The organism is Azospirillum sp. HJ39, from assembly GCF_041507355.1.
GTDB lineage: Bacteria > Pseudomonadota > Alphaproteobacteria > Azospirillales > Azospirillaceae > Azospirillum > Azospirillum thiophilum.
On the sequence record NZ_CP167912.1, the window covers coordinates 533,327 to 557,977 of the forward strand.

The following is a 24,651-nucleotide window of genomic DNA, read 5'->3' on the forward strand; positions in this document are numbered from 1 at the left end:
GGGTCCTTGCGGTCTTCCATCCTCCGCAGCGGCTCCGGGAAAGGTCCGGCGCCCCCACGCCGGCCCTTTCAATTGTCCGGCGCGTGGGCTTTGAAGTGGGGGGCCGCGCCATAGGAGCCGCGAGGTCCTTTCCGGTGGGATGGCTTTCAAGACTCTCTTTTTGCAAATAAAGCCACGGCCTGCGGTCTAAGGCATGTCAGCGGATTCGTGACAGAAATGTTTGTACACCAATCATTTCTTAAAATTTAAACTGCTCAGAAATTCGAATTAAATCAGAATAACTGTCTTTTTGAAAATAATAGCAATGCGTTGTTCTGTGAGAATCTTTTGTTTCGACTCAACTTTCTCTTTTCATGGTCCATGTTTTATCACACTATCCGCCCTATAGTTTTGGTTACATCGAAAGGGCAAGCTCACCCTTTCGAGCGAGGCCGCAAATGACGGCCCAAAAATCCAATCACATCGCAAGGAGACACCTACGATGGCTACGGTTCCTGGGGGCAGCTACGACGACGTGAAGATCGGCACCAATCATGCCGATCTGCTCGACGGCGGGCAGGGCGACGATCTGTTGCTGGGGGGCAACGGAAACGACACCCTGCTCGGCGGCGATGGGCACGATGCCCTGTTCGGGGGGAACGGACAGGATGTGCTGCATGGCGGGGCGTCGGCGGATGTGTTGCTGGGGGGTAATGGCAACGATATCATCGACGGCGGCTCGGGCGACGACATCATCCTGGGGGGGAATGGTGACGACGTTCTGATCGGCGGTGCCGGCCGCGACGTGCTGGACGGCGGCAATGGAGATGACGTGCTGTCGGGGGGCGACGGTGCCGACATCCTGACTGGCGGGAAGGGCGACGACATCCTGTTCGGCGGTGGTCACGACGACGTATTGGACGGCGGCAAGGGAGATGACATCCTGCGCGGCGGTACTGGCAACGACGTGCTGAGCGGTGGCGACGGTGACGACACGCTGTTCGGCGACGAAGGCAACGACCGACTTGAAGGCGGCAAGGGAGATGACCTGCTGTCCGGCGGCGCTGGCCACGACGTCTTCATCTTCTCCGGCGGCGGCGGCCAGGACGTGGTCCTGGACTTCAAGGCGGGTGAAGACATGCTGCAGATCTCCCGCAACATCAACGGCTTGAAGGTGGCGGACGCCGCCGAATTGGCTGCTCGCGTCACTGACCACAATGGTGATGCCGTGATCGACCTCGGCCATGGCGACAGCATCACGCTGAAGGGCGTATCGGCCGACGAAGTCCACAACCACCCGAACGACTTCTTCGTCATCCACTGACGGAACGACGCGTCCTGATTTAAGGCGTGAATAAGGATGGACCGGTGGTTTCAAAGCCGCCGCCGGTCCTTCCTTGCCCGAATTCCGTCCGGATCGCTTCCGCCCAGATCTGTCCTACTCCGCCACTCTTCGACGCTGCCGGGAATTCCATCCATGACCGTCATCGCCGTTTTGCCGAATTCAGTGTCGATCGCTCCTGCCCAACGTCTGGTGCTGGGCCGCAGTTTTCTGCTGGTTTCCTGGTCCATGGACAGTCCGATGGGGTGCGCGGCCGAACAGATCGGTCCGATCATGCCGAGCGTCAATGGCGAAGCAGTGCGCCCTCCCTTCACCACGCTGAGCATCGACACCGGCTGGGGCGGCCGGCGCATGCTGTCGATCCTGCCGGCGCCCCGCGACCCGCGGGCGCCAATCCATTTCATTGCCAACAATCGGGTCATTGCCGAACTGCGGACCGAAACCGGCGGCGCCGACATCGATACCGCCGGCTTGCTGGGCAGTCTGGATGGCGCGGCGCGGCTGCGGGTGTTGCGCTTCCTTTTCGATTTCGCCTGCTTCACCCCGCTGCTGCGCCGTGACGCGGTCTTCGCCGCACTGTGCCGCCGGCTGGTGCTGGATCACGCGGCGGAGCCGCCCGCAATGACGATCCGAGCCATAGCAGGCGGTGACATGCTGCTGTGTGCCGGAGCATTGTCGGGCCAGTTCGGCGCCATAAGCAGTCTGGTGGTGCTGTCGCCGGGAGCAGTGGTGCGGGCGCCCTTCGATGCTTGCATCGGCATAGACCCGGCAGGCAAGGGCCGAATCGCCTTCGATCTGCTGATCGACCGAGGCCTGTGCGCTCCCGGCAACCTGCTGGTGGTGCTGGGCGCCAACGGCGTCGCCTGCCGACGCTTTCCCGACGAGCCGGTCGCGCTGCCGACCCTGACCGACCGACTGAACGGCCGTCCCGGCACGGTGGCAACACTGCGTCATTATCTGCTCGCCTGTCTCGCCAAGCGGGGGCGCAGCAACGCCTCCGCGGCGGCGGCCGTCGGCGAATTGCAGGCGCTGGCACCGCTGCCGCGCCGGCAGGTGGCCGACGCCAAGCGCCCGATCGGCGCCTCGCTCGACCTTGCCATTCCAGTGCCCGATGGTGGACTGTTCCTCGCCGGCTGGCTGCACGATCCGCATGGGCTGGCGGCCGAACTGGTGGTGCGCACTCCCTTCGGCGGCGAGCGGCGGGTAGAGGGTTTCGCGAAGCGCTTTCCGCGTGATGACGTCGCGGCGCTGTACGGAAGCACCGGCATCGACCGCAGCGGCTTCATCCTGCATTTGCCGGGCTCCCCGGAGCCGGCGGAGGCGCTCCAGGTGACGGCGGAACTGCGGTTGGCGTCGGGCGGTGCCCTGCGCCTCGTGCCGCCGCCGCGCCCGCACGCGCATGCCGATGCCCGTGCCGTGGTGCTGGGCAGCCTGCCGCCGCGCTTCGTCACGCCGGACCTGTTGGAGCACGTCATGTTCCCGGCCGTTGCCCCACTGCACGCGGCCCACCTTGCCACCCGTGGCGAGCCGGAATTGGTCGTCTATGGCGAGCGGAAGGCAAAGCCCCCGGTTTCGGTGATCATTCCGCTCTACCGTACGCTTGAGTTCCTGCGCTTCCAGATATCCAGCTTTGCCACCGACCCGGCGATGGCCGATGTTGAACTGGTCTTCGTGCTCGACAGCCCGGAACAGCGCGACGAGGTGGTGCATCTGCTGCGCGGCTTCCACGGGCTTTACGGCCTGCCGATGGTGTTGCTGGTGCAGAGTGCCAATTACGGCTATTCGGCCGCCAACAATGCCGGTGTCGCTGTGGCGCGTGGCAACCGGCTGCTGTTCCTGAATTCCGACGTGGTGCCCGACCGCGCCGGTTGGCTGCCGCAACTGGTCGTGGCGCTGGAGGAGCGTCCGGGCGTCGGCGCGGTCGGGCCCAAGCTGCTGTTCGACGACGACAGTCTCCAGCATGCTGGGCTCTACTTCGACCGCGATCTGCAAGGCGCTTGGTATAATCATCATTACTTCAAAGGGTTGCCGCGCGATTTCGCACCAGCTTGCCGGCCCCGGTCCGTACCGGGCGTCACCGGCGCCTGTTTGCTCACCACCCGCTCCGTTTTCGCGGCGGCAGACGGCTTCTGCGAAGACTATGTCATCGGCGATTTCGAGGATTCGGACCTCTGCCTGCGCATCCGCGGCCAGGGGCTTGATATCCAATATGCGCCGTCGGTGGAACTGTACCATCTGGAACGCCGCTCCATCGGCCGGCACCAGGGTTACACCCGCGGAGTCGCCTCCGAATACAACCGCTGGCTCCATGGTCGCCGCTGGGCCGACTGCATGGCCGACCTGATGGCGCGCGACTGGTGCGCCCAGGACAAGGCGCCTCCTCCGGCGCGCAAACGGGCCGGCAAGACAGCAGTACAGGTGACACGATGAACGCGCTTCTGCCGAAGCCGCAGCTTGCCGTCCTGCGCCGCCAGACCGATCCGCTGCTGGAATGGCTGTGTGCGCAGATCGCTCGCAACCGCTTTCTGCCGGTGCCGCCGCCCGAACTGCATTTCATCGGCGACGGCGATTTCCGTGCTATCGGGGTGGAATTCCTACGCCATTTCGTCCGGCTGGGCGGCCTGCGACCCTACCACAGGGTGCTTGAGATCGGCTGCGGCGTCGGCCGCATGGCGATGCCGCTGACCCAGTATCTGGAAGCGTCCTACGACGGCATCGACATCGTGCTCGATGGCATCCGCTGGTGTGCGGCGACGATCACACCGGCCTATCCGGAATTCCGCTTCCACCATCTCGACATTGCCAACGGGCTGTACAATCCCGACGGTCGGATCGAGGGAGAGACAGCGACGCTGCCCTTCAAGGCAGGGGTCTACGACTTCGTCATCCTGACCTCGGTCGTCACCCATCTGCGCTCCGCCGATACCGAACGCTATGCGGCTGAAATCGCTCGGGTGCTTAAGCCGGGCGGGCGTTGCTTCCTCAGCCTGTTCCTGGCCGACGCCACGGCTCGGACAGGCATCTCCAAGGGCACTGCCCGACCCGCCTTTCGCGATGGGCCGGGGGTGGAGTTGCTGGCCGATCTCGAGCATCCGAACGCCGCGATCGCCTATGACGAGGCATTCCTGATCGACCGCTTCGCAGCCCGCGGTCTACGCCCCGCCCGCCCCATTGCGTACGGTCATTGGAGCGGCCAGCGCGCGGCGGAGAATTTCCAGGATCTGTTGGTGCTGGAAAAGGGGATCGGACGATGAGCCGCCGCCGCTTGCCGCTGGTCCCCGCCGGCCAAACCATGTCCAGGCCCGCCGCGCGGACTCCAGCCCGTCCGCTGGTGACCGCCCGTCCACCGCGGGTGCTGCTGATCGCGCACAACCACCCGAGCCTGCATCCGGGCGGCACCGAGATCTTTGCGCACGAGCTGTTCGGCGGCCTGAAGGCGGCGGGGGCGGAATGCTTGTTCCTGGCCTGCACCAATAACACTCACCGCGCGCCCCGTCCCGGCACTGGTTTTCAGACGCTAGGACGCAGTGCGGACGAAGTGTTGCTGTGGGCGGGGCATTTCGACCATTTCCACCAGAGCCAGATTGATCTGCACGGGTTGGTTCCCGACTTGTCGAACCTGTTGTGTGCCTTCCGGCCGGACATCGTGCATGTCCACCACACGCTGCTGCTTGGCGTGGAAATGCTGTTCCTGATCCGCCGCGTCTGCCCGGATGCGAAGATCGTCTATACCCTTCATGATTATTACCCGATCTGCGCCAACGACGGGCAGATGGTGACGCCGCCGCAGGGCGAAGGCGGAGGTCATTCGCTGTGCATGCAGGCCTCGCCCGATGCCTGTCACCGCTGTTTCCCCGCTCGGCCGGCGGACCAGTTCCTGCTGCGCGAGAAGCACATCAAGGCGATGTTCGGTCTGGTCGACCGCTTTCTGGCGCCCAGCCGTTTTCTCCGCGACCGGTATGTCGGCTGGGGGCTGGATCCCGAGCATATCGAGGTGATGGCGAACAGCCGCCCGACGGTTGTGCCAGCCACCGCACGCGACATCGGCCCGGGCATGGGACGTGACGCCTTCGCCTATTTCGGCAACCTGAATCCGTTCAAGGGCGTCACTGTCGCGCTCGACGCCGTCGCCCGCATGGCGCGCAGCGGGCTGACGCCATCGCTGGCCGTCCATGGCGGCAGTCTCTATCAGGCGCCGGAATTCCGCCGGCAGGTGACGGAAGGCTTCGAGGCGGCGCGCGGCCTCGCTACCGCCCATGGCCCCTACCGGCGCGAGGAGATGCCGGCACTGATGGCCGCCGCCGACTGGGTGGTGATGCCGTCCATCTGGTGGGAGAATGCGCCTCTGGTGATCCAGGAAGCCTTCCAGCATCACCGACCGGTGATCGTCAGCGGCATCGGCGGCATGGCGGAGGCGGTGCGTGACGGAGTCGACGGCCTGCATGTCCGCCCCAACGACCCGGCCGATCTTGCGCGCGTCATGACCCGAGCAATGACCGAACCCGGGCTGTGGGAGCGGCTGTCTGCCGGCATCCCCGCTGTTCGCCCGACCGAGGAAGCCGCGTCGCTTCACCTCGCCCTCTATGGCGAGCTCCTGACATCCGCATCCACCACGACCAGCCAGGGGATCCGCACCCGATGAAGGACCGCAGTACCAAGGCCGATATCACCGCCGCCGTCCTGCTGGATGAGGACACGCTGATCCTGTTCGGCGCCATCGACCTGCCGCTGCCGACCGATGGCGTGGTCCTGCTTGATGGTGCCGCCGACGGCCGCTTCAACGGCCGCTGCTGGATCGACGAGGAGGGCGAGCGCTGGTTTCTAGGCGCCATGCGGGTCGCCGGATTGGCTCACATGCGCCCATCGCGCATCGAGATTCTGGATTCCCATGGCAAGCGCATGCTGCTGCCGCGCCTGTCGAACGTCCGTACCAATCCGTCTCATCTGGTCGCAGCATTGCGAGAGGTGCAGCCGCAGGCGCTGACCGGCGCGTTGGACATCGCCGTAGCGATGCTGGCCGGGCAGGGGGAGGGGGATCCCGACCGCCATACGCGTCTGTTGTTGGGACTTGCTCAGACCGTATCGCGCCCCGATGGCTTCGCCGAGGTGCTGGGCCGCTTCCGCGACGGCGCGCTGATGGTGCAGGGCTGGTCGCACGGCTTCCCGGCCGGCAGCCATCGGGTGTTGGTCGAGGCCGCCGGCCTGAGCCTGCATGATGCCGCTGCCGCCCCATTCCTTCGTCCCGACTTGCCGGACGATGCCGCCGGCCTGCTGGCGATTCTGGAAGGGCCGGCGGCGATGCCGGAGAGCATACGTCGCATCCATTTCCGTACTGCAGACGGCTGGCGTCATCTGGCGATCTTCGAGCACCGGCAGGTACTGGCCGACGGCGTCGCCTCCGCCCATGCCCGCGACATGCTGAGCCAGTTGCAGCCCGATACAGCCCGCCGCGGTGTGGCAGCCGCCGTCGCCGCCCGCTACAACGGGGTCGAGACGGTTTCGCAGCTTAACCTGCCGGTTCGTATCGGGTTGGACATGGCATTGAGAGTGCCGGGCGCCGGGCTGTTCGTCTGCGGCTGGCTGCTCGATCCCACCCAGGCGGTGCGGGCGGTGACGCTGAAGGGCGCCGGAATGGCGATACGGCTGGATGAGGACTGGTCGCGGCTGGGTCGCAAAGATGTATCGGACGCCTTCGCCCGCGACCCGCTGTTCGTCGGCCGGTTATCCCCCGGCGACTACGCTCACGGCTTTACCGCCTTTGCTCGTGAGGCGGCCGGCGTCGCCGGAGATGCCGAGTTCCATCTGGAGCTTGCTCTGACCGACGGTGTTGCCTTCCTGCCGCTGCCCTGCCAGCAGCCTTCGGCCGAGGCGCTGCGCCGGATGCTTGGAGCAGTCAATCCGGACAGTCCTGCCATCGACCGCGTCGTCGAGGCGCACCTGGGACCGATGCTGCGAATCGCCGCGATGGACCGAGTCGCTCCGCAATCGGTGCTGCACCAGATGGGCCGTGCGTTGAATTGCCCGCGCGTGTCGGTGATGCTGCCGGTTTGCGACGGGCGCGAGGATGTCGATCTGAACCTCGCCCGCATGGCCAACGACCCGGACTTCGCGGAAGCGGAAATCCTGGTGGTGGCCGGGGCCGGCACCCATGAGCGGCTGGCCGGCATGGTGCGGCAGGCGGCTGGATTCTACCGGCTGGCAGTCGCCTTCGTCGCGGCACCGGGGGCCGTCGACCCGTTCGAGGCAGTCGCCGCGGCACTGCCGCATGCCAACGCCGATCGAGTGCTGCTGCTTTCCCCGTCGGTGCTTCCGACCGAGCGCGGCTGGCTGTCGGCATTGGAGCGCGCTATTCGCAAGCCGAACTCGGTGGGCTCCGTAGCGCTGGCGCCCGTGATGGCGAGCCCGACCTTGCTGTACGAGGACCATTCGATCCGTTTCGCCGGCATCGTTGCGGTGGAGAGGCCGGGCGGAGTGGTCACCTATGAACGCCGCTTTGCGGGATATCCGCGTGACTGGCTGAAGGAACAGGAGGCGTCGGCGGTGGATGCCGTCTCGGCCGACTGTGCCATGCTACCGCGCGAACTGCTGGTGCGGGCGATGGCCGACGGGGGGCGCTATCTCGGGCCGGAGCCGAAGGGGCTGGATCTGTGCCTGCGGGTGCGGGCGGCGGGCGGCACTTGCCTGTGGCTGCCGAAGCTGCGGCTTGTGGCCGTGGATGAGCAGACGCGTACCGTCAGTGACCCACGGCTCGAGCGCATGAGCGCCCTGGTCGACCAGTGGAGCTTCGCCGAGCGCTGGAAGGCGTCTATTGCGGCCTAGCGCTTGCCCTACCTGACCTCCCCCGCCCCCAACTGACCGTCGGTCCGCTGGGAGCGGGGGAGGTCAGGTGGGACAAGCGCTTCAAGAGCTTCCGTCGATAACTCCCCCTTCGGATTGAACGAATGGTCACACGATGAGCAAGACCAAGCGCGCGCTGATCATCAGCCATGGTCATCCCTCTTTCTCGCTGGGCGGGGGTGAGGTCGCTTCCTACAACCTGCACAACGGTCTGCACGACCTCCCGGGCTGGGAAAGCCACTATCTCGCACGCGTTGCCCCGCCCATCGCGCAACACCGCGGCTCCGCCTTGATGGCTCTACGCCAGAAGGAACGGGAAGTGCTGTATTACGCCAATGACTACGACCATTTCCGATTGTCGAACCGCAATCTGCCGGGGTTGGAGAAGGATTTCGTACGCTATGTCCGCGACCTGCAGCCGGATGTGGTGAACTTCCACCATTTCCTCGGGCTTGGGATCGAGACGATCCAGGCGGTACGGCAGGCGTTGCCGCGCGTACCCATCGTGGTGACGCTGCACGAGTATCTGTCGATCTGCCACCATCACGGCCAGATGGTGAAGACCAGCCGCAACGCGCTGTGCTACCGCGCCAGTCCGGCCGATTGTGCCGGCTGCTTCCCCCATATCGGCGAGGCCGAGTTCTTCAAGCGCGAACTGTTCCTGAAGACATTCCTGGAGCAGGCGGATTTCTATGTCAGTCCGTCGAATTTCCTGATCGACCGCTATGCCGACTGGGGGTTGCCGCGCGAGAAGTTTCGCATGATCGAGAACGGCCTGACCATCGAAGGTATTGCGCCGCCACGTCCGGTAGTCCGCGGCGGCAAGCGCAATCGCTTCGCCTTCTTCGGTCAGCTCACCGAGTTCAAGGGTGCCCATCTGCTGGTTGAGGCTGTGTCCCGCCTCTCCAAAAACGCGTGGGGCGAGGACGGCACGCTGATGATCTTCGGCGGCAACCTGGAACGCCAGCCGGAGACCTATCAGAAGCGCTTCAACGATGCGGTTGAAAAGGCCGGCAATCGGGTACGCTTCTATGGCAGCTACCGCTCGGCCGAGCTGCCTGGGCTGATGAAGGACGTCGACTGGATGATCATCCCGTCGATCTGGTGGGAGAACTCCCCCGTTGTGATCCAAGAAGCCTTCCTGCACGGCCGCCCGATCATCGCCAGCAACATCGGCGGCATGGCGGAGAAGGTGACGCACGGCGTTGACGGTCTGCATTTCCGCAACGGCAGTGTCGAAGATCTGGTGGACCGAATGACGGAGGCGCTGACCACACCGGAGTTGTGGGATCGTCTGCGCCTGCGCATCCGCCGCCCAATCGATCGTGCCGAATGCGCCCGCCAGCACGCCGAGCTCTATGACGCCTTGCTGGCCGCTGGCGGCAGCGCGCCGTCCATCCCCGAACGCGCGGTGGCGCAGCGGCCATGATCGTGTGTCTGGAGCTTTAACCGGTCTTGTGCCGAAACAATCCCATTTGTTGCTGAAGACCACTTAGGGAGAATCGCCGTGGCCAACATCCTCGTCATGATTCCGTCGGGCGAAGTCTATGATCACGACTGCGTGCGTTGGTACAGCTATCAGGACATTCAGCGCAGCATCAGCCATTATCACAATATCGGCGACGCATTCGTCTTCGACTCCTCGCTGAAGCTGCTGACCTACGATAAGCTGGATGTGCTGGAAATCCGCGAGTTCCGGCAGGATGCCGTCGACCGCATCAATGCCGAATACGACTATGTCTTCCTACGCGGCAGCAACTACATCCATGACTCGATGGAGTGGCCGGCGGCAACCTTGCAGGTCCTGGCCAAGCTGCGCATCCCCGTCATCGCCTTCGGTGTCGGCGCCCAGGCGCCGGCCACCGGCAAGCTGACGCTGACCGAGGAAAGCAAACGCATCTGGCGGACCATTGCCGACAAGTCGACGACGCTGGGCGTGCGCGGCACCTACACCGCAGAAGTGCTGTGGGACCTGGGCATCAAGAACACCCGCATCGTCGGCTGTCCGACTGCATTCCGCAACCGCGACCCGAAACTGCGCATCGACCTGCCGGCACTGGACAGCGTGCGCAAGGTCGGCATCACCATGCGCCGAGAGGTGTCCAAGCATTACTCGCCCGACGTGCGCAAGTACCTGGAACGTCATCGCGATTTCGTGAAGGACATTTCCCGCCGCTTCGACACCGTCCTGATGATGCAGGGCGAGGTGGAGGAGAAGAAGCTGCTGTGGGGCACCGACGAGCAGAAAGCCGAGGCATGGAGTCAGTTGCATGACAGCGCCTGGCTGAAGCAGTGGTACTTCGACGACGAGATGGATGCGTTCTACCGCAACCGCCTGTGGTATTCGGACGTTGTCGCGGACTATGAGACCCTTGTGCGGTCGAAGGATCTGGTGCTGGGATACCGCTTGCACGGCAACCTGATGGCATTGTCGAACGCCACGCCGTCGGTCTATTTCAGCTACGACAGCCGCACGGCGGAGTTCGCGGAAACCTTCGCGATCCCCTGCTACAATGTTTATTCCGACAAGCCCTTCGTTCTCGAGGAATATTGGGATCAGGGCCTGTTCGAGAAATTCAACCGCACCTACTACCAGCGTTACCGCGACATGCGGGAGTTCCTCGACGAGAACTACGTACCCCACCGCATGCCGAGCCACGCCATCCGCAAGACCGTGGACCGCAAGGCGGCGTGAGCACTTCGCCCCCCCTCTCCCCAACGACCGGAGACGGCGTATATGTCCGCCACTGCCACGATCGTGGAGCTTCGTGAGCCCTCGCCCGCAACCGAGCCACCCGATGCGTCGCAAGCTGCCGCAATCATCGGCCATATCGATGCCGTCCAGGGCGACCGCATCTTCGGCTGGGCCTGGGACGGCAACCATCCGACCGACCGGCTGGAGGTGGAACTCCGGCTGGAGCGGGACGGCGGGCCGCCGCAGACCTTGGCGCGGGTGCTGGCCGACCGGATGCGGGTTGATCTGGCAGGTGGCGGCATCGGTGATGGCGCCCACGCCTTCGAAGCGGAACTGATCTTTCCGGAGGGGAGCGATCCGTCGCGGGTGGTGGCGGTGGTCCGTGCGCCCGCCACCGGCGAGACCGCCACCTTCCTCCAGCCGAATCCGGAGGACCAGCGTCTCGACCGGCTGTTAGGGCCGCATCTGCAACGGATCGACGAGCGGATCGACGCGCTGCGCCGCGACCAGCGACAGATTGCGGCTGCCCAGCAGACCGTTGGCCGCCTTTTGCGCGATGCAGGCGACGGCCTGGCAGCGCTGCGTACTGACGCCACTCGGGCCGAGACGGCATCGGGGGAACGCTTTGACGCACTGGCCGAAGCGCTGCGCGACCTGACCGAGCGTGTCGGCGGGTTGGAGGTGTTTCTGATGCGGATGGACCAGACCCTGCGCGGGATGGACGACGGAGCGGCGGAAAAGGGTGGGGGCTACGGGATGTCTCCACTGCTGACCGTGCTGGGATCGACAGCGGGCGCCTTCCTTGCGGTTCTGGCCGGCTGGCTGATGCTGCAGTGAGGAGGAAGGTTCCGTTAGACTCAAGGGCAGGCAACCGGAGGGAACCGGCGCTGTTGAACCCCATCGGCCTCATCGGCCGCACTGTCCCACCGACCGGAGCTTTCCATCATGCTCGACGGAGTCCCCGTCGCCGATCCGTCCCCGGAGTCCCCCGATCCGGGATCCGCGATGAGCAGCCTGGCCGTGCGGAGCGAAGGCGAACTGGCCGTCCGGCTGGCGGCGCTCGCCCACCGGTCCGTCGGTGGAAGCACCAGCAACAGGCCGGGCGATGTCCTGCTGCTGGCTCGCAGCGATGGCCATGCCCACCGGCTGGCCCGGCTGACCGGCGATCTTGCTCCCGATCTGCATATCGTTTTGCTGCCGATCGACGAGACGGCGGCGGGCGACCGCACGGCTCCATCGCGTGCCGTGCTTGGCCGGCGGGCCGCAGGGCTGATGCAACTGGCCGAGGGGGCAGACGCTGGGCGCGGACGGCTGATCGTGGCGTCGGCCGACCTCGCCCTGCAGCGACTGCCACCTCCGCAAGCTTGGCGAGGCACGCGATTTCCTCTATCCAGCGGCATGGCCTATGATGAGCCAATGTGGCGCGACTGGTTCGCCCGTGCCGGCTATGTGCTGGACGAGCGGGTGGACGAACCCGGCGAGGTGGCGATCCGCGGCGCAGTGGTCGAGGTGTTTCCCGGCGATGGCGAACGCCCGGTCCGTTGCGACATCGCCGATGGGGTGGTGCGTGAGTTGCGCCTGTTCGATCCGGCGTCCCAGCGCTCGGTCGCGTCCATTGACAGCATCACGCTTTGTCCTGTCACGGATCTGTTCCTCGCGCCGGAGTCACTCGATCGGTTGACGGCGAGCCTCGCCGGACTGGGCTATGCGATGCCGGACGGTCTGCGCGAGGCGCTGGAGCAGGGGCATCGGCCTTATGGTTTCGACCTCCAGCTTCCAAATGTCTTCGACAACTGCCCGCTTCTGCTCGATCTGCTGCCCGAGGCCATATTGGCGCTTGATGCCGGCGCCCGCGACCGCATGGAGGCTCGGGCCGACGATCTGGCGGATGTCGCCCTCGACCGTCGCATCCGGAGTGACGATGCCTGCATCCTGCCGGTTCCGGCTCTGGAGCGCCGGCTGATCGGCGTGGATGCGCTGGAGGGCATGCTGGCCGCCCGCAAGATTGTTCAGGTGGACTTCGCTCCCGGCCCCGCGATGGAACCGGCGCGGACGGAGCGCACGCTGTTGCGCCGTGCCGGTGCGCTGATAAGGGAAGGCAGGCCGGTGTTGCTCGCCGCCGCTGGTTCGGGTGAGGCGGAACGGCTGGCGGAGCGGGCGTCGGCTGTTTTGGAGCCGGGGCTGGGGCGCCCGGTGACCATGCGCGACCGCTGGCCCGATCCACCGTTGGAAGGAGGGGACTGTGCCGTTCTGAACCTACATGCGGCCGACAGCTTCGTATGTGACGGGATGACCGTGCTGGTGGCACCGCGGCATGCGGAGGAAGGCGGAAGGGAGGCGCCGGCCCGTACGCTGTTGGCACTCTCGGATCTTGCGACCGGTGACTTCGTGGTCCATCTCGATTACGGCATCGGCCGTCTGGTCGGGCTGGAGACCATCGAGCGGAACGAGTCGACCGCCGATTTCCTGGTGCTGGAATATGCCCATGACGACAGGTTGCTGGTACCGACCGCCGATTTCGACCGACTGTGGCGTCACGGTTCGGCCGATACCGGCGCGCGGCTCGACAGCCTGAAGAATGCCCATTGGCTGGATCGCCGTGCCGTGCTGGAGGCGGAGATCGTCGAGACAGCCCGGGGCATCCTGCGCGCCGCCCGTCGCAGTGCGCGGGAGACCGCGCCGGTGATCGACCCGCCGGCCGACCGCATGCGCCGTTTCGGCGCCCGCTTCGGGTTCGACCCGACGGAGGGGCAGCGCCGAGCCATCCATGCCGTTCTCGACGCCATGCGCAGCGGCCATCCGATGGACCATCTGGTCTGCGCCGACGTCGGTTACGGCAAGACGGAGGTGGCGTTGCGGGCTGCAGCTGCGGTGGCCTTCGCGGGGCATCAGGTGGCGGTCATGGCCCCGACCACCGTTCTCGCCCGCCAGCATTTCGAGGTGTTTCGCCGCCGCTTCGCCGGCTTCGGCATCCGGGTCGAGCCGTTGACCGGCGCCATGCCGAAGGCGGAAGTGGAGCGGGTGCAAGCAGGGTTGGCCGACGGGTCGGTCGTCGTCGTCGTCGGAACCCACGCACTGCTGTCCGAACGCCTGCGGTTTCAGCGGCTTGGCCTGATGGTGGTGGATGAGGAGCAGCGTTTCGGCGCCGAGCAGAAGCAGGCCTTGAAACGGCGGACCAGGGGCGCCCACAGCTTGGCGCTCAGCGCCACGCCGATTCCGCGGACGCTTCAGGGAGCGCTGGCGGGCTTGCGCGGCCTTAGCATTATCGAAACGCCGCCGGCCCGGCGCCGGCCGGTGCGCACCGCTATCATGCCCCGCGATGCGGCGACCGTCCGCGCGGCGCTGGTGCGTGAGCTGGGGCGCGGCGGGCAGGCCTTCTGCGTCACGCCGCGCATCGCCGATCTGGCTGAATTGGAAGAGTGGGTTCGCGGGTTGGTGCCGGACGCCCGCGTCGCGGTGGCGCATGGCCGTATGGCGGCGGCGGCGTTGGACGATGGGGTTATGGGCTTCGTCGATGGTAAGAGCGACATCTTGGTGGCAACGCCGATCATCGAATCCGGCATCGACATTCCCCGCGCCAATACGCTGCTGCTGTTCCGCCCCGACCTTTTCGGGTTGGGCCAATTGCACCAATTGCGTGGGCGGGTCGGGCGTGGCGCGGTGCAGGGCTACGCCTATCTGCTGACCGACCCCGAGCGGCCGCTGGAGGAACGGGCGGCTCGGCGCCTTGGCTCGCTGGAGGTTATCGAGAGCTTGGGGGGCGGCTTTGTGTTGAGCATGCTGGATCTCGACCAGCGCGGGGCCGGCGACCTGCTGGGCAGGGACCAGAGCGGTCATCTGCGCGCGGTAGGGACCGAACTGTACCAGCACATCCTGGCTGACGCGCTCCGCATCCTCCGCCACCGGCCCGACGAGCGCTGGGACCCGGAGGTATCGGTCGCCGTGCCCCATTTCATCCCCGCCGCCTATATCCCCGAGGAGGAGTTGCGCATCGGCCTCCATCGCCGTATCGCCCGCACCGGTGATGCCAATGAGTTGGACGCCCTGCGTGAGGAGATGGAGGACCGCTTCGGTCCGCTGCCGGAACCGGTAGAGCGACTGCTGGCCATTGCGGCGCTACGTTGCCGCTGCCGGGCGCTCGGGATCGCGTCGCTCGGCTGCGGTCCTGTCGGCGTGGCGGCCACCCTGCGCGGCGATCGCACCGTCGCCCGTGCGGCGACGCTGGCGAAACGTTCCAGGGGTCTGTTGCACGCGCAGGATGAGCGCGTGACGGTAGCGCTGGAGGCGCCCGATGCCGACGCGCGGCTCGCCAATGCCGTGCGCGTGCTGGACTCGATAGAAGCCATCGTCACCAAGGCGAAGCAGCGCAAGCGGATGGAGGAGCCTACGGGAATTTGAAAACAAAAGTCCCATCCGTGCCGCGCAAGCGCTTTGTCGGCCAACATCACCCTGCCGACGGAGCCCGCGATCCCATGCCGCGGGTGGGGGAGTAGCCGTGTACTGCGAGTACTGTGAACAGCAGCGCGGCGCTGGCGACGACGGCAAGCGCCTGTCCCTCGACCTTGCCGTACAAGGCAAACCTTATCAACTCGACTCCATGGGTGAAGGGATTGAGGCTGCACAGCCACCAGAGCAGCGGCCCGGCCTCCTCCATGCGATAGAGCGGGTAGAGGGCGGAGGACAGGAAGAAGAGTGGGAAAACGACGAAGTTCATCACCCCCGCGAAATTTTCCAGCTGCCGGATGGCGGAGGCCAGCACCATGCCGAGCGCTCCCAGCATCAGCCCGTTCAGCAGCAAGGCCGGCATCACGCTCAGCGGCGCCCAGACCGGAAGGTCGATGCCGTAGAGTCGAACGATCAGCAGGAAGGCCGCCACCTGCAGTACCGACACCACCACGCCGGCCACCAGCCGCGCCACCAGCAGGAAGCTGCGCGGCAGCGGGCTGGTCAGCAGGATGCGCATGCTGCCCATTTCGCGGTCGTAGACCATCGACAGCGAGCCCTGCATGCCGTTGAACAACTGGATCATCCCGATCAGCCCCGGCACGATATAGACCTCGTAGGGGATGTAGGTTTCATAGGGCGGGATGATGGCGATGCCCAGCGCCGCACGGAACCCAGCCGCAAAGACGAGCAGCCAGACCAGTGGCCGTACCAGCGCGCCTAGGAAGCGTTCGCGCTGATGGATGAAGCGCAGCACCTCGCGCGCTACGATCCCCTGGAAGGCGATCCACCAACCGCCCATCCCCCGGCCGCTCATGCCGTCGTCTCCACACCGGTGGTGGGTCGAGCCGCAGTCAGCTGGTCATAGCTTTCCGCCACCGTGGCGCAGCCGGCCTCGGCATTCACCGCGGAAACCGGACCGCTGGCGCGCACCCGGCCGCGGTGCAGGACGACGACATGGTCGGTGACCGGGTCGATCTCGTCGATCAGGTGGGTGGCCCACAGTACTGCGATGCCGTCATCGGTGCACAGGTCATGGACATGGCGGATCAACTTGCGGCGGGCCGGGATGTCGAGCCCGACGGTGGGTTCGTCCAGCAGCAGCAGCGTGGGGTGGTGCAGCAGGGCGCGGGCGATCTCCGCCCGGCGGCGGTGGCCGCCGTTCAGTGCGCGGACCTTCACGTCCCGTCGCTCGAACAGCGAGAGGCGGGTCAGTTCGGTCTCGATCCGGCGGTCGGCCGCGCGTCGGCCTATGCCGTGCAGCGCAGCGAAATAGTGTAGATTCTGCATCACCGTCAGGTCAAGGTCGAGGGTCGGCTGCTGGAACACCACCCCCATGCAGGCCAGCGCGTCGCCGGAGGCAGTCGCGATGTCGTGGCCGTGGATGCGGATGCGTCCAGCGGTCGGCCGCAGCAGGCCGGTGGCGAGTGCGAACAGCGTGCTCTTTCCAGCCCCATTGGGGCCCAGCAGGCAGGTGAAGGCTCCTGGCATCACCCGGAAGCAGACCTCTTCCAGCGCATAGCGGTCGCCGCCATAATTGTGGCGCACCCCCTCGATCTCCAGTGCCGGTACCGCCATGGCTTCGCCCCCTTCACCCCTTGACGGCGACGCCCCAGGGATAGCGCCCGACCTTGATTGACTTGGTCACCTTCAGGCTGTCGACATCGATGACCGACACGTCGCCGCTGATCCCGTTGGTGGTGTAGAGCGTTTTCTGGTCCGGTGTCAGCCCCAGATGCCAGACGCGCCGGCCGACCAGCAGATAGTCTTTCACCTCGAAATTTTTGACATCGACCACGGCGACATGGTTGGCCGGGCCAAGCGCCACGAAGGCATAGCGGCCGTCGTCGGTCAGCTTCACCCCCACAGGTTGGATGCGGTCCTTGGCGACACCCTTGATGTGGAAATCGATGACTTTCTGCACCTTGCGCGTGGTGCTGTCGATCACGCTGACAGTGCCGCCGATCTCCGACGATACCCACAGCTGCGCGCCGTCCTTGCTGAACTCCGCGTGGCGCGGGCGCGGGCCGACCAGCGTGTTGTCGGTGACCTGCCGCTTCTCGATGTCGATCCAGTGGACCATGCTGGTGGTCTCGGAGGTGTTGACGCCCCAGCGGCCGTCGGGGCTGACGTCCATCCCCTCCGGCTCCACCCCGACATCGACCTGGAAAGCAACCTTGCGCGAGGGCACGTCGACCACGGTGACGACGTTGCTGTCCTCATTGGCGATGAACAGGCTCTTGCCGTCCGGGCTCAACGCGAACTGCTCCGGATCCTCGCCCGACGGCAGATTGTGGACGATCTTCCGGGTGGCAAGGTCGAGCACCTGCACTGCATGGTCGTCGCTGGCGCAGATGAACAGCTGTGTACCGTCCTTGGACAGGGTGATTCCGCGTGGCCGCTTGCCGACCTTGATGGTGTCGGTCACCGCCAGCGTCTTGCCGTCGATCACCGACAGCGTGTTGTCCTTCTCGTTGGACACATAAATGGTCTGGCCCGAGGCGGCCGACGCCAGCCCGGCCGCGAGAACTGCGGCGGTCAGGAAGGGAAGGGGCTTGCGGACAGCAATCATGGCGTCGTCTTTCCTCGCGTCTTGCAGAGCGTTTCCGGTTGGTCGTAACCCAGGCTGTCCAATTCGGTCCGCGGGTGGAGGAACCCCTCCTGCGGCGATACCGACACCAGCGAACGGTCGGCGGCCAGCAGCACCGGCTGGCGCAGTTGACCGTCCCATGTCCGCAGGCTGAGCGGTGCGCCGCGGAAAGCGGACATGGAGAAGTCCGGCGACTGGATGAAGGCAATCAGCCGGTCGGGATCGGCGGTACGGGCGCGGGCCGCCGCCTCGCCCACCACGCGGACGGCGGTCCAATCATTATGATCGCGGGCAGTCATCGTGCGCTTTGCCGACGCCTTGAAACGGGACTGGAGTTGCGCCGCTCCCCATTGTTCGTGCGTGCGGTGCCAGACGGTGGGGACGAGCCCCTGGGTGCCCGTCACCGGGCGCGGGTCTGCCGTACGGTAGGGCAGGTAGTCGCCGAACTCCCCCACCTCGTCGGCGACGACCAGCACGTCGTAGCTTTTGGCTTGGGTGAAGACCGGAATCTCGGCCTCGGCCGTGCGGTTGACGTCGCTTTCGGCGGTCCAGGTCTTTTCCGTCACGATCTGGGCGCCGAAACGCTTGGCGGCGCGGCGGACGGCGTCGGCAAAGAGCGCATCTTCGGGCCGGTGGCCGGTGACCAGGAACCAGCGCGACCAGCGCTTCTTCACCAGATATTGTCCGAGCGCATCGGCCAGCATTGCCCGACTGGGTGCCACATGCAGCAGGTTGGGAGCGCAGGCGGCACCACGAAGCGAATCGTCGGGCGCGGTGGCATTCAGAAGCAGTAGGTTGCGGGCTTCCGGCAGCTTCGACAGCGCCTCCACCGTCGCGCCGGGTGCATCGACGATGACGAAGCGGTCGCCGCGCCCAGCCAGTTTGCGTAGGGCTGCGGCGGCGTCCCCGTCCGGAGCGACCTCTACCGCATCGAGCAGGAAGGATTGCTTGAGGAATTTTCCGGTCGTGTTGTTGTCGGTAATGGCCAGAGCCGCGCCGGCCAGCCCATCGTCCACTGCCGGCTCGTCCGGGTTGGCGACCGAGGGCGGCGGTTCAGGCGTCTGCGACAGGAAGCCGATGCGAATCTCGCCGCTGTCATGCGCCATCGCGGGAACGGTGGCAAGCAGGGCAATGGTGAGCGCAATCAACGGGCCGGTGCGGTGCGGTCGGGGCAGGCGGGGCTTGGCCATCATATCCGTCGGAATGCCAACAGTTCGGATATCAGCCTATCCGGCGAACCCCGCACCCGAAATGCGACTATGGGAGAATGGACAGGCTTGCGGACGGAGGGGCGGCGTTCAGGGTTTCCCGCAACTCCTGCCTTGTACGAAAGTCCAATTATTTGCTTTGCTGATCAACACTATCCTGGCTTCCCGTTCGTTCAGGACACCATTGCCGGGACCTCCGATGGCGCATGTTACCCGCCGCCGCCTTCTGTCCGGATTTGCCGCCGGGCTTGCGGTTCCGCTGCTGCCGGGCGTGCGCCCGGCAGCGGCGCGCCCGTTGGACGAGGTGATGGAGCGCCGGCGGCTGCGCGTCGCCGTCTACCGCGATTTCCGCCCCTTTTCCTTCCGTCAGGATGGCGGGCTGGTGGGCATCGACGTCGACATCGCCGCGGCCATCGCGGAGAGGTTGGGGGTAAGGCCCGACATCTACGAACAGATCGCCGGCGAGACGGTGTCCGACGACCTGCGCGTCGCGGTGTGGCGCGGCAGCCTGTTCGGCATGGAATTGGCCGACGTCATGATGCACATCCCCTATGACAAGCAGTTCGGCTTGATGAATCCGGAGGCGGTGCTGTTCGCCCCCTACCATCACGAGGTCTTTGCGCTGGCCCGCGACCCACAGCGGGTGCGCCAGCCGATGCTGTCGATGTTGCCGGACGAACCGATCGCGGTGGAGATCGATAGCGTGCCCGATTTCTTCCTGCTGGGGATGCAGGGCGGGCGGCTGCGCGGTCGCATCATCCATTGCCCGACGCCGGAGGCCGCCATCGAGAAGTTGACCGCTGGGGAAGCTGCCGCGGTGCTGGCGCCGCTGAGCCAGGTGCAGGCGGCGCTGGGCGCGCGGGCGGAGCGGTTCCCGGTCACCGCGGTCGCGCTGCCGGGAATGATGACCTCGAACTGGAACATCGGCATGGCGACCAAGGAGAATTCCCGTGACCTCGCCTATGCCATTGGCGACGCGGTGACGGCGTTGACCGAGGACGGGAGCATTGCGCGGATCTTCGCCCGCTATGGTGCGACCCACACGCCGCCGCCGCTGGTCGAGTGAAGAGAAACTCATCGTTTGGGAGGGGGGACGAATGCGAAATGTCTTGTGCCGGACGGGCTTGGCGGCTGCGACACTTATCATCGCCTCTCCGGTCTTCGCCGCAAGTTCGCCGTCCGACCCGCTCGGTTCGGTAATGTGGGATGCATTGCGCGACCAGTATTTCGCCGGTGCTCCGGTGGTCTTCGACGATGCGGTGAAGGTGGTCGCCCCGGCTTCTGCGGAAGACACGCGGGCGGTTCCGGTCTCGGTCGACGCCACGGCACTGGGCCGGGTGGTGGAGATGGTGGCGATCGCCGATCTCAACCCCTTTCCGCTGGTGCTGCGCTATCATCCCGGCACCGCCGCGCCCTATATCGCGACCCGCATCAAGATCCAGCAGGCGACAGCCGTGCGAGGCGCGGCGCGGACCGCAGACGGGGTCTGGCATGTCTCCGGCGTGCTGGTCGACGCGGCGGGCGGCGGGTGCAGTGCGCCTCCGGTGTCCTATGCACAGAAGGATTGGGCCGACCATGTCGGCGAGGTGCAGGCACGGCTGTGGCCGGCGGCGGAAGATGGGGTGGCGCGGCTGCGGCTGCGCATCCGCCACCCCAACGATACCGGACTCGTCGACGGCATCCCCGCCTACTTCGTCGAAACCTTGCGGGTCGAGGCGCAAACCCCCCGAGGCTCGCCCGAACTGGCGCGCATCGACAGCCTGGAACCGGTGTCGGAAAATCCGGTCTACTCGCTCGACGTCCGTCCGCCGCCGGACGCCAGTGCGCTGGTCCTGCGTGGGCGCGACAACCAAGGTGGCGAGATCCGCGCCACCATCCCGATGCCGCCGCCCGGCGCCAGACCGGCGATGAGCGTGAAGGCGATCGACCCGCTGCGGAGTATCGGGCAATGAGCATGGCTTTGCTGCGCCGGATGGCGCTGACCGCCGTCTTCACCGCAGGGGCGCTCTCGGGTATGGCGTGGGCTGCCGGACCGCTGACCTACGACCTGAAGCCGGCGCGCATCGCCCCCGACACCTATGTCTTCGAGGGATCCACCAAGCATTTCACCCGCGCCAACGGCGGCAACATCCTGAATTCCGGCTTTATCGTCACTGCCGACGGGGTGATCGTCATCCAGACCGGCCCCTCGCGCCGTTATGGCGAGGAGATGCGTGCCGCGATCCGCAAGGTCACCGACAAGCCGGTCCGCAAGGTTTTCGTCAGCAACCTGCATCCCGATTATTGGCTTGGGTCCCAGGCGTTCACCGACGTGCCCGTCGCGGCATTGCCCGGCACCATCGCCGGCATCCAGGAGGAGGGGCACGGCATCGCCGACAACATGTACCGGCTGGTCGGCGACTGGATGCGCGGGACCGAGGTGACGATTCCGACAGAGCCGGTCTATGGCTCCACCGTGAGGTTCGGCGACCACCGGCTGCGGCTGATCCCGCTGAGCGGACATACCGCCGCCGACCTGATGATCCTCGACGAGACGACGGGGGTGCTGTTCGCCGGCGGAGTCGTCTTCTGCGACCGCACGCCGACCACGCCGCATGCGACTGTGTCGGATTGGTTGAAGGAACTGGATACGGTTGACGTGCTGGACATCCGGCTGCTGGTGCCCAACCACGGCCATATCCGTCCAGACAAGTCCTGCGTCGCCCAGACCCGCGACTGGCTGACATGGTTGGACGGTACGCTGCGCCATGCGGCCGGGTCTGGTCTAGACATGGCCGAAGCGTTGGAATTGCCGATTCCCGAGCGATTTGCGGCACTGGACGTATTGCGCGAAGAGTATCGTCGCTCCGTCGCCCATCTCTGGCCGAGGATCGAGCAGGACAGTTTGCCCAGGGTGAACTGAAGCGCCGTCGAAGGTCCTCCGCGCCTGCTACTATCCGACAATTTACTAGGCAGATCGTCCGTCTACACTGCCGATATCGTGAAGCACCGTGGCCCTTGTGTGGCCGCCAACAGTTCAAAAGCCGCTCAGATCCCGCCTCAACCGCCGGACCCGCATGTCCGGCGGCAACGGCAGGACCATGCCCGGGCGGCGCCGTCATCATCAGTCTCGGGAGGCAACCGCATCATGAAGCGTCTGGTAACAAGTCTTGCCCTGGCGGCCTCGCTCACCGCGCTCGGCGCCACCGGCGTGCTGGCCGCCGACGGCCCGTCCAGCGAGGATCTGCTGAAAAGCGCCACCAACACCGAAGCGGTGCTGACCTATGGCATGGGGCCGCAAGCCCAGCGCTTCAGCCCGCTGACCGACCTGAACGCCGACAGCGTCAAGAAGCTGGTCCCGGTCTGGTCCTTCTCCTTCGGCGGCGAGAAGCAGCGTGGGCAGGAGGCCCAGCCGATCGTCTATGACGGCACCATCTACGTCACCGGCTCCTACTCCCGCCTTTATGCGGTCGATGCTCGCACCGGCCACAAGAAGTGGGAATACAATCACCGCCTGCCCGACGGCATCATGCCCTGCTGCGACGTGGTCAACCGCGGTGCGGCGATCTACAAGGACAAGATCTATTTCTCCACGCTGGATGCCCGCCTGGTCGCGCTGAACCGGGAGACCGGCAAGGTCGTCTGGAACAAGAAGCTCCAGGACTACAAGGAAGGCTATTCCAACACCGCGGCGCCGCTGATCGTCGACGGCAAGATCATCACCGGCAATTCCGGCGGCGAGTTCGGCGTCATCGGCATGGTCGAGGCGCGCGATGCCGAGACGGGCGAACTGGTCTGGCAGCGTCCGACCATCGAAGGCAATGTCGGCACGTTGAACGGCAAGGATTCGACGATGACCGGCAAGCTGAACGCGAGCTGGCCGGGCGACATGTACAAGACCGGCGGCGGAGCCACCTGGCTGGGCGGCACCTACGATCCGGAAACCAAGACGCTGTTCTTCGGCACCGGCAACCCGGCGCCCTGGAACTCGCACCTGCGTCCGGGCGACAACCTCTACACCTCCTCCACGCTCGCCATCAATCCGGACAATGGCGAGATCAAATGGCACTACCAGACCACGCCGCATGACGGCTGGGATTTCGACGGCGTCAACGAGTTCGTGTCCTTCGACCTGAACAAGGACGGCAAGGTCATCAAGGCCGGCGGCAAGGCCGACCGCAACGGCTTCTTCTATGTCATCGACCGCAACACCGGGAAACTGATCAACGCCACGCCCTTCGTCACCAAGATCACCTGGGCCAAGGGCATCGACATCGAGACCGGCCGGCCGATCTACATCGACGACAACCGTCCAGGTGCTCCGGCCACCGGCGAAGGGCATGACACCAAGGGCAAGTCGGTCTTCTCGGCACCTGCCTTCCTGGGCGCCAAGAACTGGATGCCGATGGCCTACAACCCACAGACCGAGCTGTTCTATGTCCCGGCCAACGAGTGGGGCATGGACATCTGGAACGAGGCGATCACCTACAAGAAGGGCGCGGCCTATCTCGGCGCTGGCTTCACCATCAAGCCGCTTTACGACGACTATATCGGCGCTTTGCGCGCTGTCGATCCGAAGACCGGCAAGATCGTCTGGGAATACAAGAACCCGGCCCCGCTGTGGGGAGGCGTGCTGACCACAGCCGGCAACCTGGTCTTCACCGGCACGCCCGAGGGCTACCTGAAGGCCTTCGACGCCAAGTCCGGCAAGGAGGTCTGGAAATTCCAGACCGGTTCCGGCGTGGTCGGCAGCCCGGTCACTTGGAAGATGGACGGCGAGCAGTATGTCGCCGTTGTTTCCGGCTGGGGTGGCGCTGTGCCGCTGTGGGGCGGCGACGTCGCCAAGCTGGTGAAGGACATCAACCAGGGCGGCTCGCTCTGGGTCTTCAAGCTGCCCAAGGCCTGATCGCACAGGCGGGGAGGGCAGGGAGCAAGGCGGGCCGGAGCGATCCGGCCTGCCCCTTTCCGCATCGACCTCCATCATTGAAACAGTCGTTTGTTATGTTTTCCGGATATGTCCTACCATAGTCCAATTATTCGTGGACCAATCTGCTGATAACGTCCGGCCATGCGAAGCAAACGCCGCAGGGCGGTTAGAAACAGAGGGAACGTCTTACTCATGAATGCACGGATTCTTCATATTGCAGCCGCCATTGGTCTGATCGGCTCCGTCGGACTGCCCGGCCTCGTTTTCGCCCATGGCGACGTCGTTCCTCAGGCAGTCGACACCAGCGGGCTGGACAAGCTGGGTGACAAGTGGCGCGACAGCAACCCGTTCCGTGGCAACCCGCGGGCCATCGAGATCGGCGCCTCGGCGTTCAACCAGAATTGCGCGCGCTGCCACGGGCTGGGCGCTGTGTCCGGCGGCATCGCTCCCGACCTGCGCTATCTGGAGAAGGGCGATGCCGGCGACGAGTGGTTCAAGGAGCGTGTCATCAACGGTTCGATCCGCAACGGCGTGACCTACATGCCCCAGTTCGGCGACGCACTGGGTCAGGAAGCGCTGTGGTCGATCCGCTCCTGGCTGGAAACCGTGCACGAGGACTGATCCCGCGGGCCGCCGACCTTCAGCGGGTCA

18 protein-coding genes are annotated in these 24,651 nt (G+C 65.6%); 14 read left to right on the forward strand and 4 right to left on the reverse strand.

Annotated elements, in window-relative coordinates:
• Positions 1-481: 481 nt before the first annotated feature.
• From ABMY26_RS29985 to ABMY26_RS30025, 9 genes are all read left to right on the forward strand, one after another.
• The gene (locus ABMY26_RS29985; RefSeq protein ID WP_372399159.1) at positions 482-1,303 is read left to right on the forward strand and encodes a calcium-binding protein; all 822 of its coding nucleotides are present in this window, start codon (positions 482-484) and stop codon (positions 1,301-1,303) included.
• Between the two features lie 153 nt (positions 1,304-1,456).
• Positions 1,457-3,751 (forward strand): glycosyltransferase, encoded by a 2,295-nt coding sequence (locus ABMY26_RS29990; RefSeq protein WP_372399160.1) that lies wholly within the window; start codon positions 1,457-1,459, stop codon positions 3,749-3,751.
• The gene (locus tag ABMY26_RS29995; protein WP_372399161.1) at positions 3,748-4,575 is read left to right on the forward strand and encodes a class I SAM-dependent methyltransferase; all 828 of its coding nucleotides are present in this window, start codon (positions 3,748-3,750) and stop codon (positions 4,573-4,575) included. Before ABMY26_RS29990 ends, ABMY26_RS29995 begins: the two co-directional genes overlap by 4 nt.
• Positions 4,572-5,963, forward strand: a complete 1,392-nt coding sequence (locus ABMY26_RS30000; protein ID WP_372399162.1) for a glycosyltransferase family 4 protein — start codon at positions 4,572-4,574, stop codon at positions 5,961-5,963. Before ABMY26_RS29995 ends, ABMY26_RS30000 begins: the two co-directional genes overlap by 4 nt.
• Complete coding sequence (locus ABMY26_RS30005; protein WP_372399163.1) at positions 5,960-8,140, forward strand: hypothetical protein; 2,181 nt, start codon at positions 5,960-5,962, stop codon at positions 8,138-8,140. Before ABMY26_RS30000 ends, ABMY26_RS30005 begins: the two co-directional genes overlap by 4 nt.
• Before the next feature lie 133 nt (positions 8,141-8,273).
• The gene (locus ABMY26_RS30010) at positions 8,274-9,587 is read left to right on the forward strand and encodes a glycosyltransferase family 4 protein (protein WP_372399164.1); all 1,314 of its coding nucleotides are present in this window, start codon (positions 8,274-8,276) and stop codon (positions 9,585-9,587) included.
• 78 nt (positions 9,588-9,665) lie between these two features.
• Positions 9,666-10,853: a polysaccharide pyruvyl transferase family protein gene (locus ABMY26_RS30015; protein ID WP_372399165.1), complete on the forward strand. Its 1,188-nt coding sequence runs from the start codon at positions 9,666-9,668 to the stop codon at positions 10,851-10,853.
• Between the two features lie 42 nt (positions 10,854-10,895).
• Positions 10,896-11,690, forward strand: a complete 795-nt coding sequence (locus tag ABMY26_RS30020; protein WP_372399166.1) for a hypothetical protein — start codon at positions 10,896-10,898, stop codon at positions 11,688-11,690.
• A 168-nt stretch (positions 11,691-11,858) separates the two neighbouring features.
• On the forward strand, positions 11,859-15,251 hold the full coding sequence (locus tag ABMY26_RS30025; protein WP_372399167.1) for a DEAD/DEAH box helicase: 3,393 nt from the start codon (positions 11,859-11,861) through the stop codon (positions 15,249-15,251).
• A gap of 46 nt (positions 15,252-15,297) precedes the next feature.
• On the opposite strand, the gene ABMY26_RS30030 is transcribed toward ABMY26_RS30025, so the two are convergent.
• From ABMY26_RS30030 to ABMY26_RS30045, 4 genes are read right to left on the reverse strand one after another with little or no spacing between them, the layout of a single operon-like run.
• Positions 15,298-16,113: an ABC transporter permease gene (locus tag ABMY26_RS30030; RefSeq protein ID WP_372399168.1), complete on the reverse strand. Its 816-nt coding sequence runs from the start codon at positions 16,111-16,113 to the stop codon at positions 15,298-15,300.
• The gene (locus tag ABMY26_RS30035) at positions 16,110-16,874 is read right to left on the reverse strand and encodes an ABC transporter ATP-binding protein (protein ID WP_372399169.1); all 765 of its coding nucleotides are present in this window, start codon (positions 16,872-16,874) and stop codon (positions 16,110-16,112) included. The genes ABMY26_RS30030 and ABMY26_RS30035 overlap by 4 nt, the downstream gene beginning before the upstream one ends.
• A 13-nt stretch (positions 16,875-16,887) precedes the next feature.
• A complete protein-coding gene (locus tag ABMY26_RS30040) occupies positions 16,888-17,868 on the reverse strand; it encodes a YVTN family beta-propeller repeat protein (RefSeq protein ID WP_372399170.1) in 981 nt (326 codons plus the stop codon).
• Positions 17,865-19,076, reverse strand: coding sequence for an ABC transporter substrate-binding protein (locus tag ABMY26_RS30045; RefSeq protein WP_372399171.1), 1,212 nt, complete (start codon positions 19,074-19,076; stop codon positions 17,865-17,867). The genes ABMY26_RS30040 and ABMY26_RS30045 overlap by 4 nt, the downstream gene beginning before the upstream one ends.
• 217 nt (positions 19,077-19,293) lie before the next feature.
• Here ABMY26_RS30045 and ABMY26_RS30050 point away from each other — a divergent pair, with 217 nt between their 5' ends.
• The 5 genes from ABMY26_RS30050 to pedF all read left to right on the forward strand — a co-directional run bounded on the left by ABMY26_RS30050 (position 19,294) and on the right by pedF (position 24,621).
• A complete protein-coding gene (locus ABMY26_RS30050) occupies positions 19,294-20,160 on the forward strand; it encodes a substrate-binding periplasmic protein (RefSeq protein WP_372399172.1) in 867 nt (288 codons plus the stop codon).
• A 31-nt stretch (positions 20,161-20,191) separates the two neighbouring features.
• Positions 20,192-21,046 carry a quinoprotein dehydrogenase-associated SoxYZ-like carrier gene (locus ABMY26_RS30055; RefSeq protein ID WP_372399173.1) on the forward strand — a complete coding sequence of 285 codons (855 nt, stop codon included), beginning with the start codon at positions 20,192-20,194 and terminating at the stop codon, positions 21,044-21,046.
• Positions 21,043-21,996: a quinoprotein relay system zinc metallohydrolase 1 gene (locus ABMY26_RS30060; RefSeq protein ID WP_372399174.1), complete on the forward strand. Its 954-nt coding sequence runs from the start codon at positions 21,043-21,045 to the stop codon at positions 21,994-21,996. Before ABMY26_RS30055 ends, ABMY26_RS30060 begins: the two co-directional genes overlap by 4 nt.
• A 225-nt stretch (positions 21,997-22,221) precedes the next feature.
• Positions 22,222-23,979 carry a methanol/ethanol family PQQ-dependent dehydrogenase gene (locus tag ABMY26_RS30065; RefSeq protein WP_372399175.1) on the forward strand — a complete coding sequence of 586 codons (1,758 nt, stop codon included), beginning with the start codon at positions 22,222-22,224 and terminating at the stop codon, positions 23,977-23,979.
• A 213-nt stretch (positions 23,980-24,192) separates the two neighbouring features.
• Positions 24,193-24,621 (forward strand): cytochrome c-550 PedF, encoded by a 429-nt coding sequence (gene pedF, locus ABMY26_RS30070; protein ID WP_372399176.1) that lies wholly within the window; start codon positions 24,193-24,195, stop codon positions 24,619-24,621.
• Positions 24,622-24,651: the final 30 nt, after the last annotated feature.

What these genes read in the sequence shown, in the direction of transcription:
- ABMY26_RS29985 (WP_372399159.1), top strand. Translation starts at nt 482, where the DNA reads ATGGCTACGGTTCCTGGGGGCAGCTACGACGACGTGAAGATCGGCACC.
- ABMY26_RS29990 (WP_372399160.1), top strand. Translation starts at nt 1,457, where the DNA reads ATGACCGTCATCGCCGTTTTGCCGAATTCAGTGTCGATCGCTCCTGCC.
- ABMY26_RS29995 (WP_372399161.1), top strand. Translation starts at nt 3,748, where the DNA reads ATGAACGCGCTTCTGCCGAAGCCGCAGCTTGCCGTCCTGCGCCGCCAG.
- ABMY26_RS30000 (WP_372399162.1), top strand. Translation starts at nt 4,572, where the DNA reads ATGAGCCGCCGCCGCTTGCCGCTGGTCCCCGCCGGCCAAACCATGTCC.
- ABMY26_RS30005 (WP_372399163.1), top strand. Translation starts at nt 5,960, where the DNA reads ATGAAGGACCGCAGTACCAAGGCCGATATCACCGCCGCCGTCCTGCTG.
- ABMY26_RS30010 (WP_372399164.1), top strand. Translation starts at nt 8,274, where the DNA reads ATGAGCAAGACCAAGCGCGCGCTGATCATCAGCCATGGTCATCCCTCT.
- ABMY26_RS30020 (WP_372399166.1), top strand. Translation starts at nt 10,896, where the DNA reads ATGTCCGCCACTGCCACGATCGTGGAGCTTCGTGAGCCCTCGCCCGCA.
- ABMY26_RS30025 (WP_372399167.1), top strand. Translation starts at nt 11,859, where the DNA reads ATGAGCAGCCTGGCCGTGCGGAGCGAAGGCGAACTGGCCGTCCGGCTG.
- ABMY26_RS30030 (WP_372399168.1), bottom strand. Translation starts at nt 16,113, where the DNA reads ATGAGCGGCCGGGGGATGGGCGGTTGGTGGATCGCCTTCCAGGGGATC.
- ABMY26_RS30035 (WP_372399169.1), bottom strand. Translation starts at nt 16,874, where the DNA reads ATGGCGGTACCGGCACTGGAGATCGAGGGGGTGCGCCACAATTATGGC.
- ABMY26_RS30040 (WP_372399170.1), bottom strand. Translation starts at nt 17,868, where the DNA reads ATGATTGCTGTCCGCAAGCCCCTTCCCTTCCTGACCGCCGCAGTTCTC.
- ABMY26_RS30045 (WP_372399171.1), bottom strand. Translation starts at nt 19,076, where the DNA reads ATGGCCAAGCCCCGCCTGCCCCGACCGCACCGCACCGGCCCGTTGATT.
- ABMY26_RS30050 (WP_372399172.1), top strand. Translation starts at nt 19,294, where the DNA reads ATGGCGCATGTTACCCGCCGCCGCCTTCTGTCCGGATTTGCCGCCGGG.
- ABMY26_RS30055 (WP_372399173.1), top strand. Translation starts at nt 20,192, where the DNA reads ATGCGAAATGTCTTGTGCCGGACGGGCTTGGCGGCTGCGACACTTATC.
- ABMY26_RS30060 (WP_372399174.1), top strand. Translation starts at nt 21,043, where the DNA reads ATGAGCATGGCTTTGCTGCGCCGGATGGCGCTGACCGCCGTCTTCACC.
- ABMY26_RS30065 (WP_372399175.1), top strand. Translation starts at nt 22,222, where the DNA reads ATGAAGCGTCTGGTAACAAGTCTTGCCCTGGCGGCCTCGCTCACCGCG.
- pedF (WP_372399176.1), top strand. Translation starts at nt 24,193, where the DNA reads ATGAATGCACGGATTCTTCATATTGCAGCCGCCATTGGTCTGATCGGC.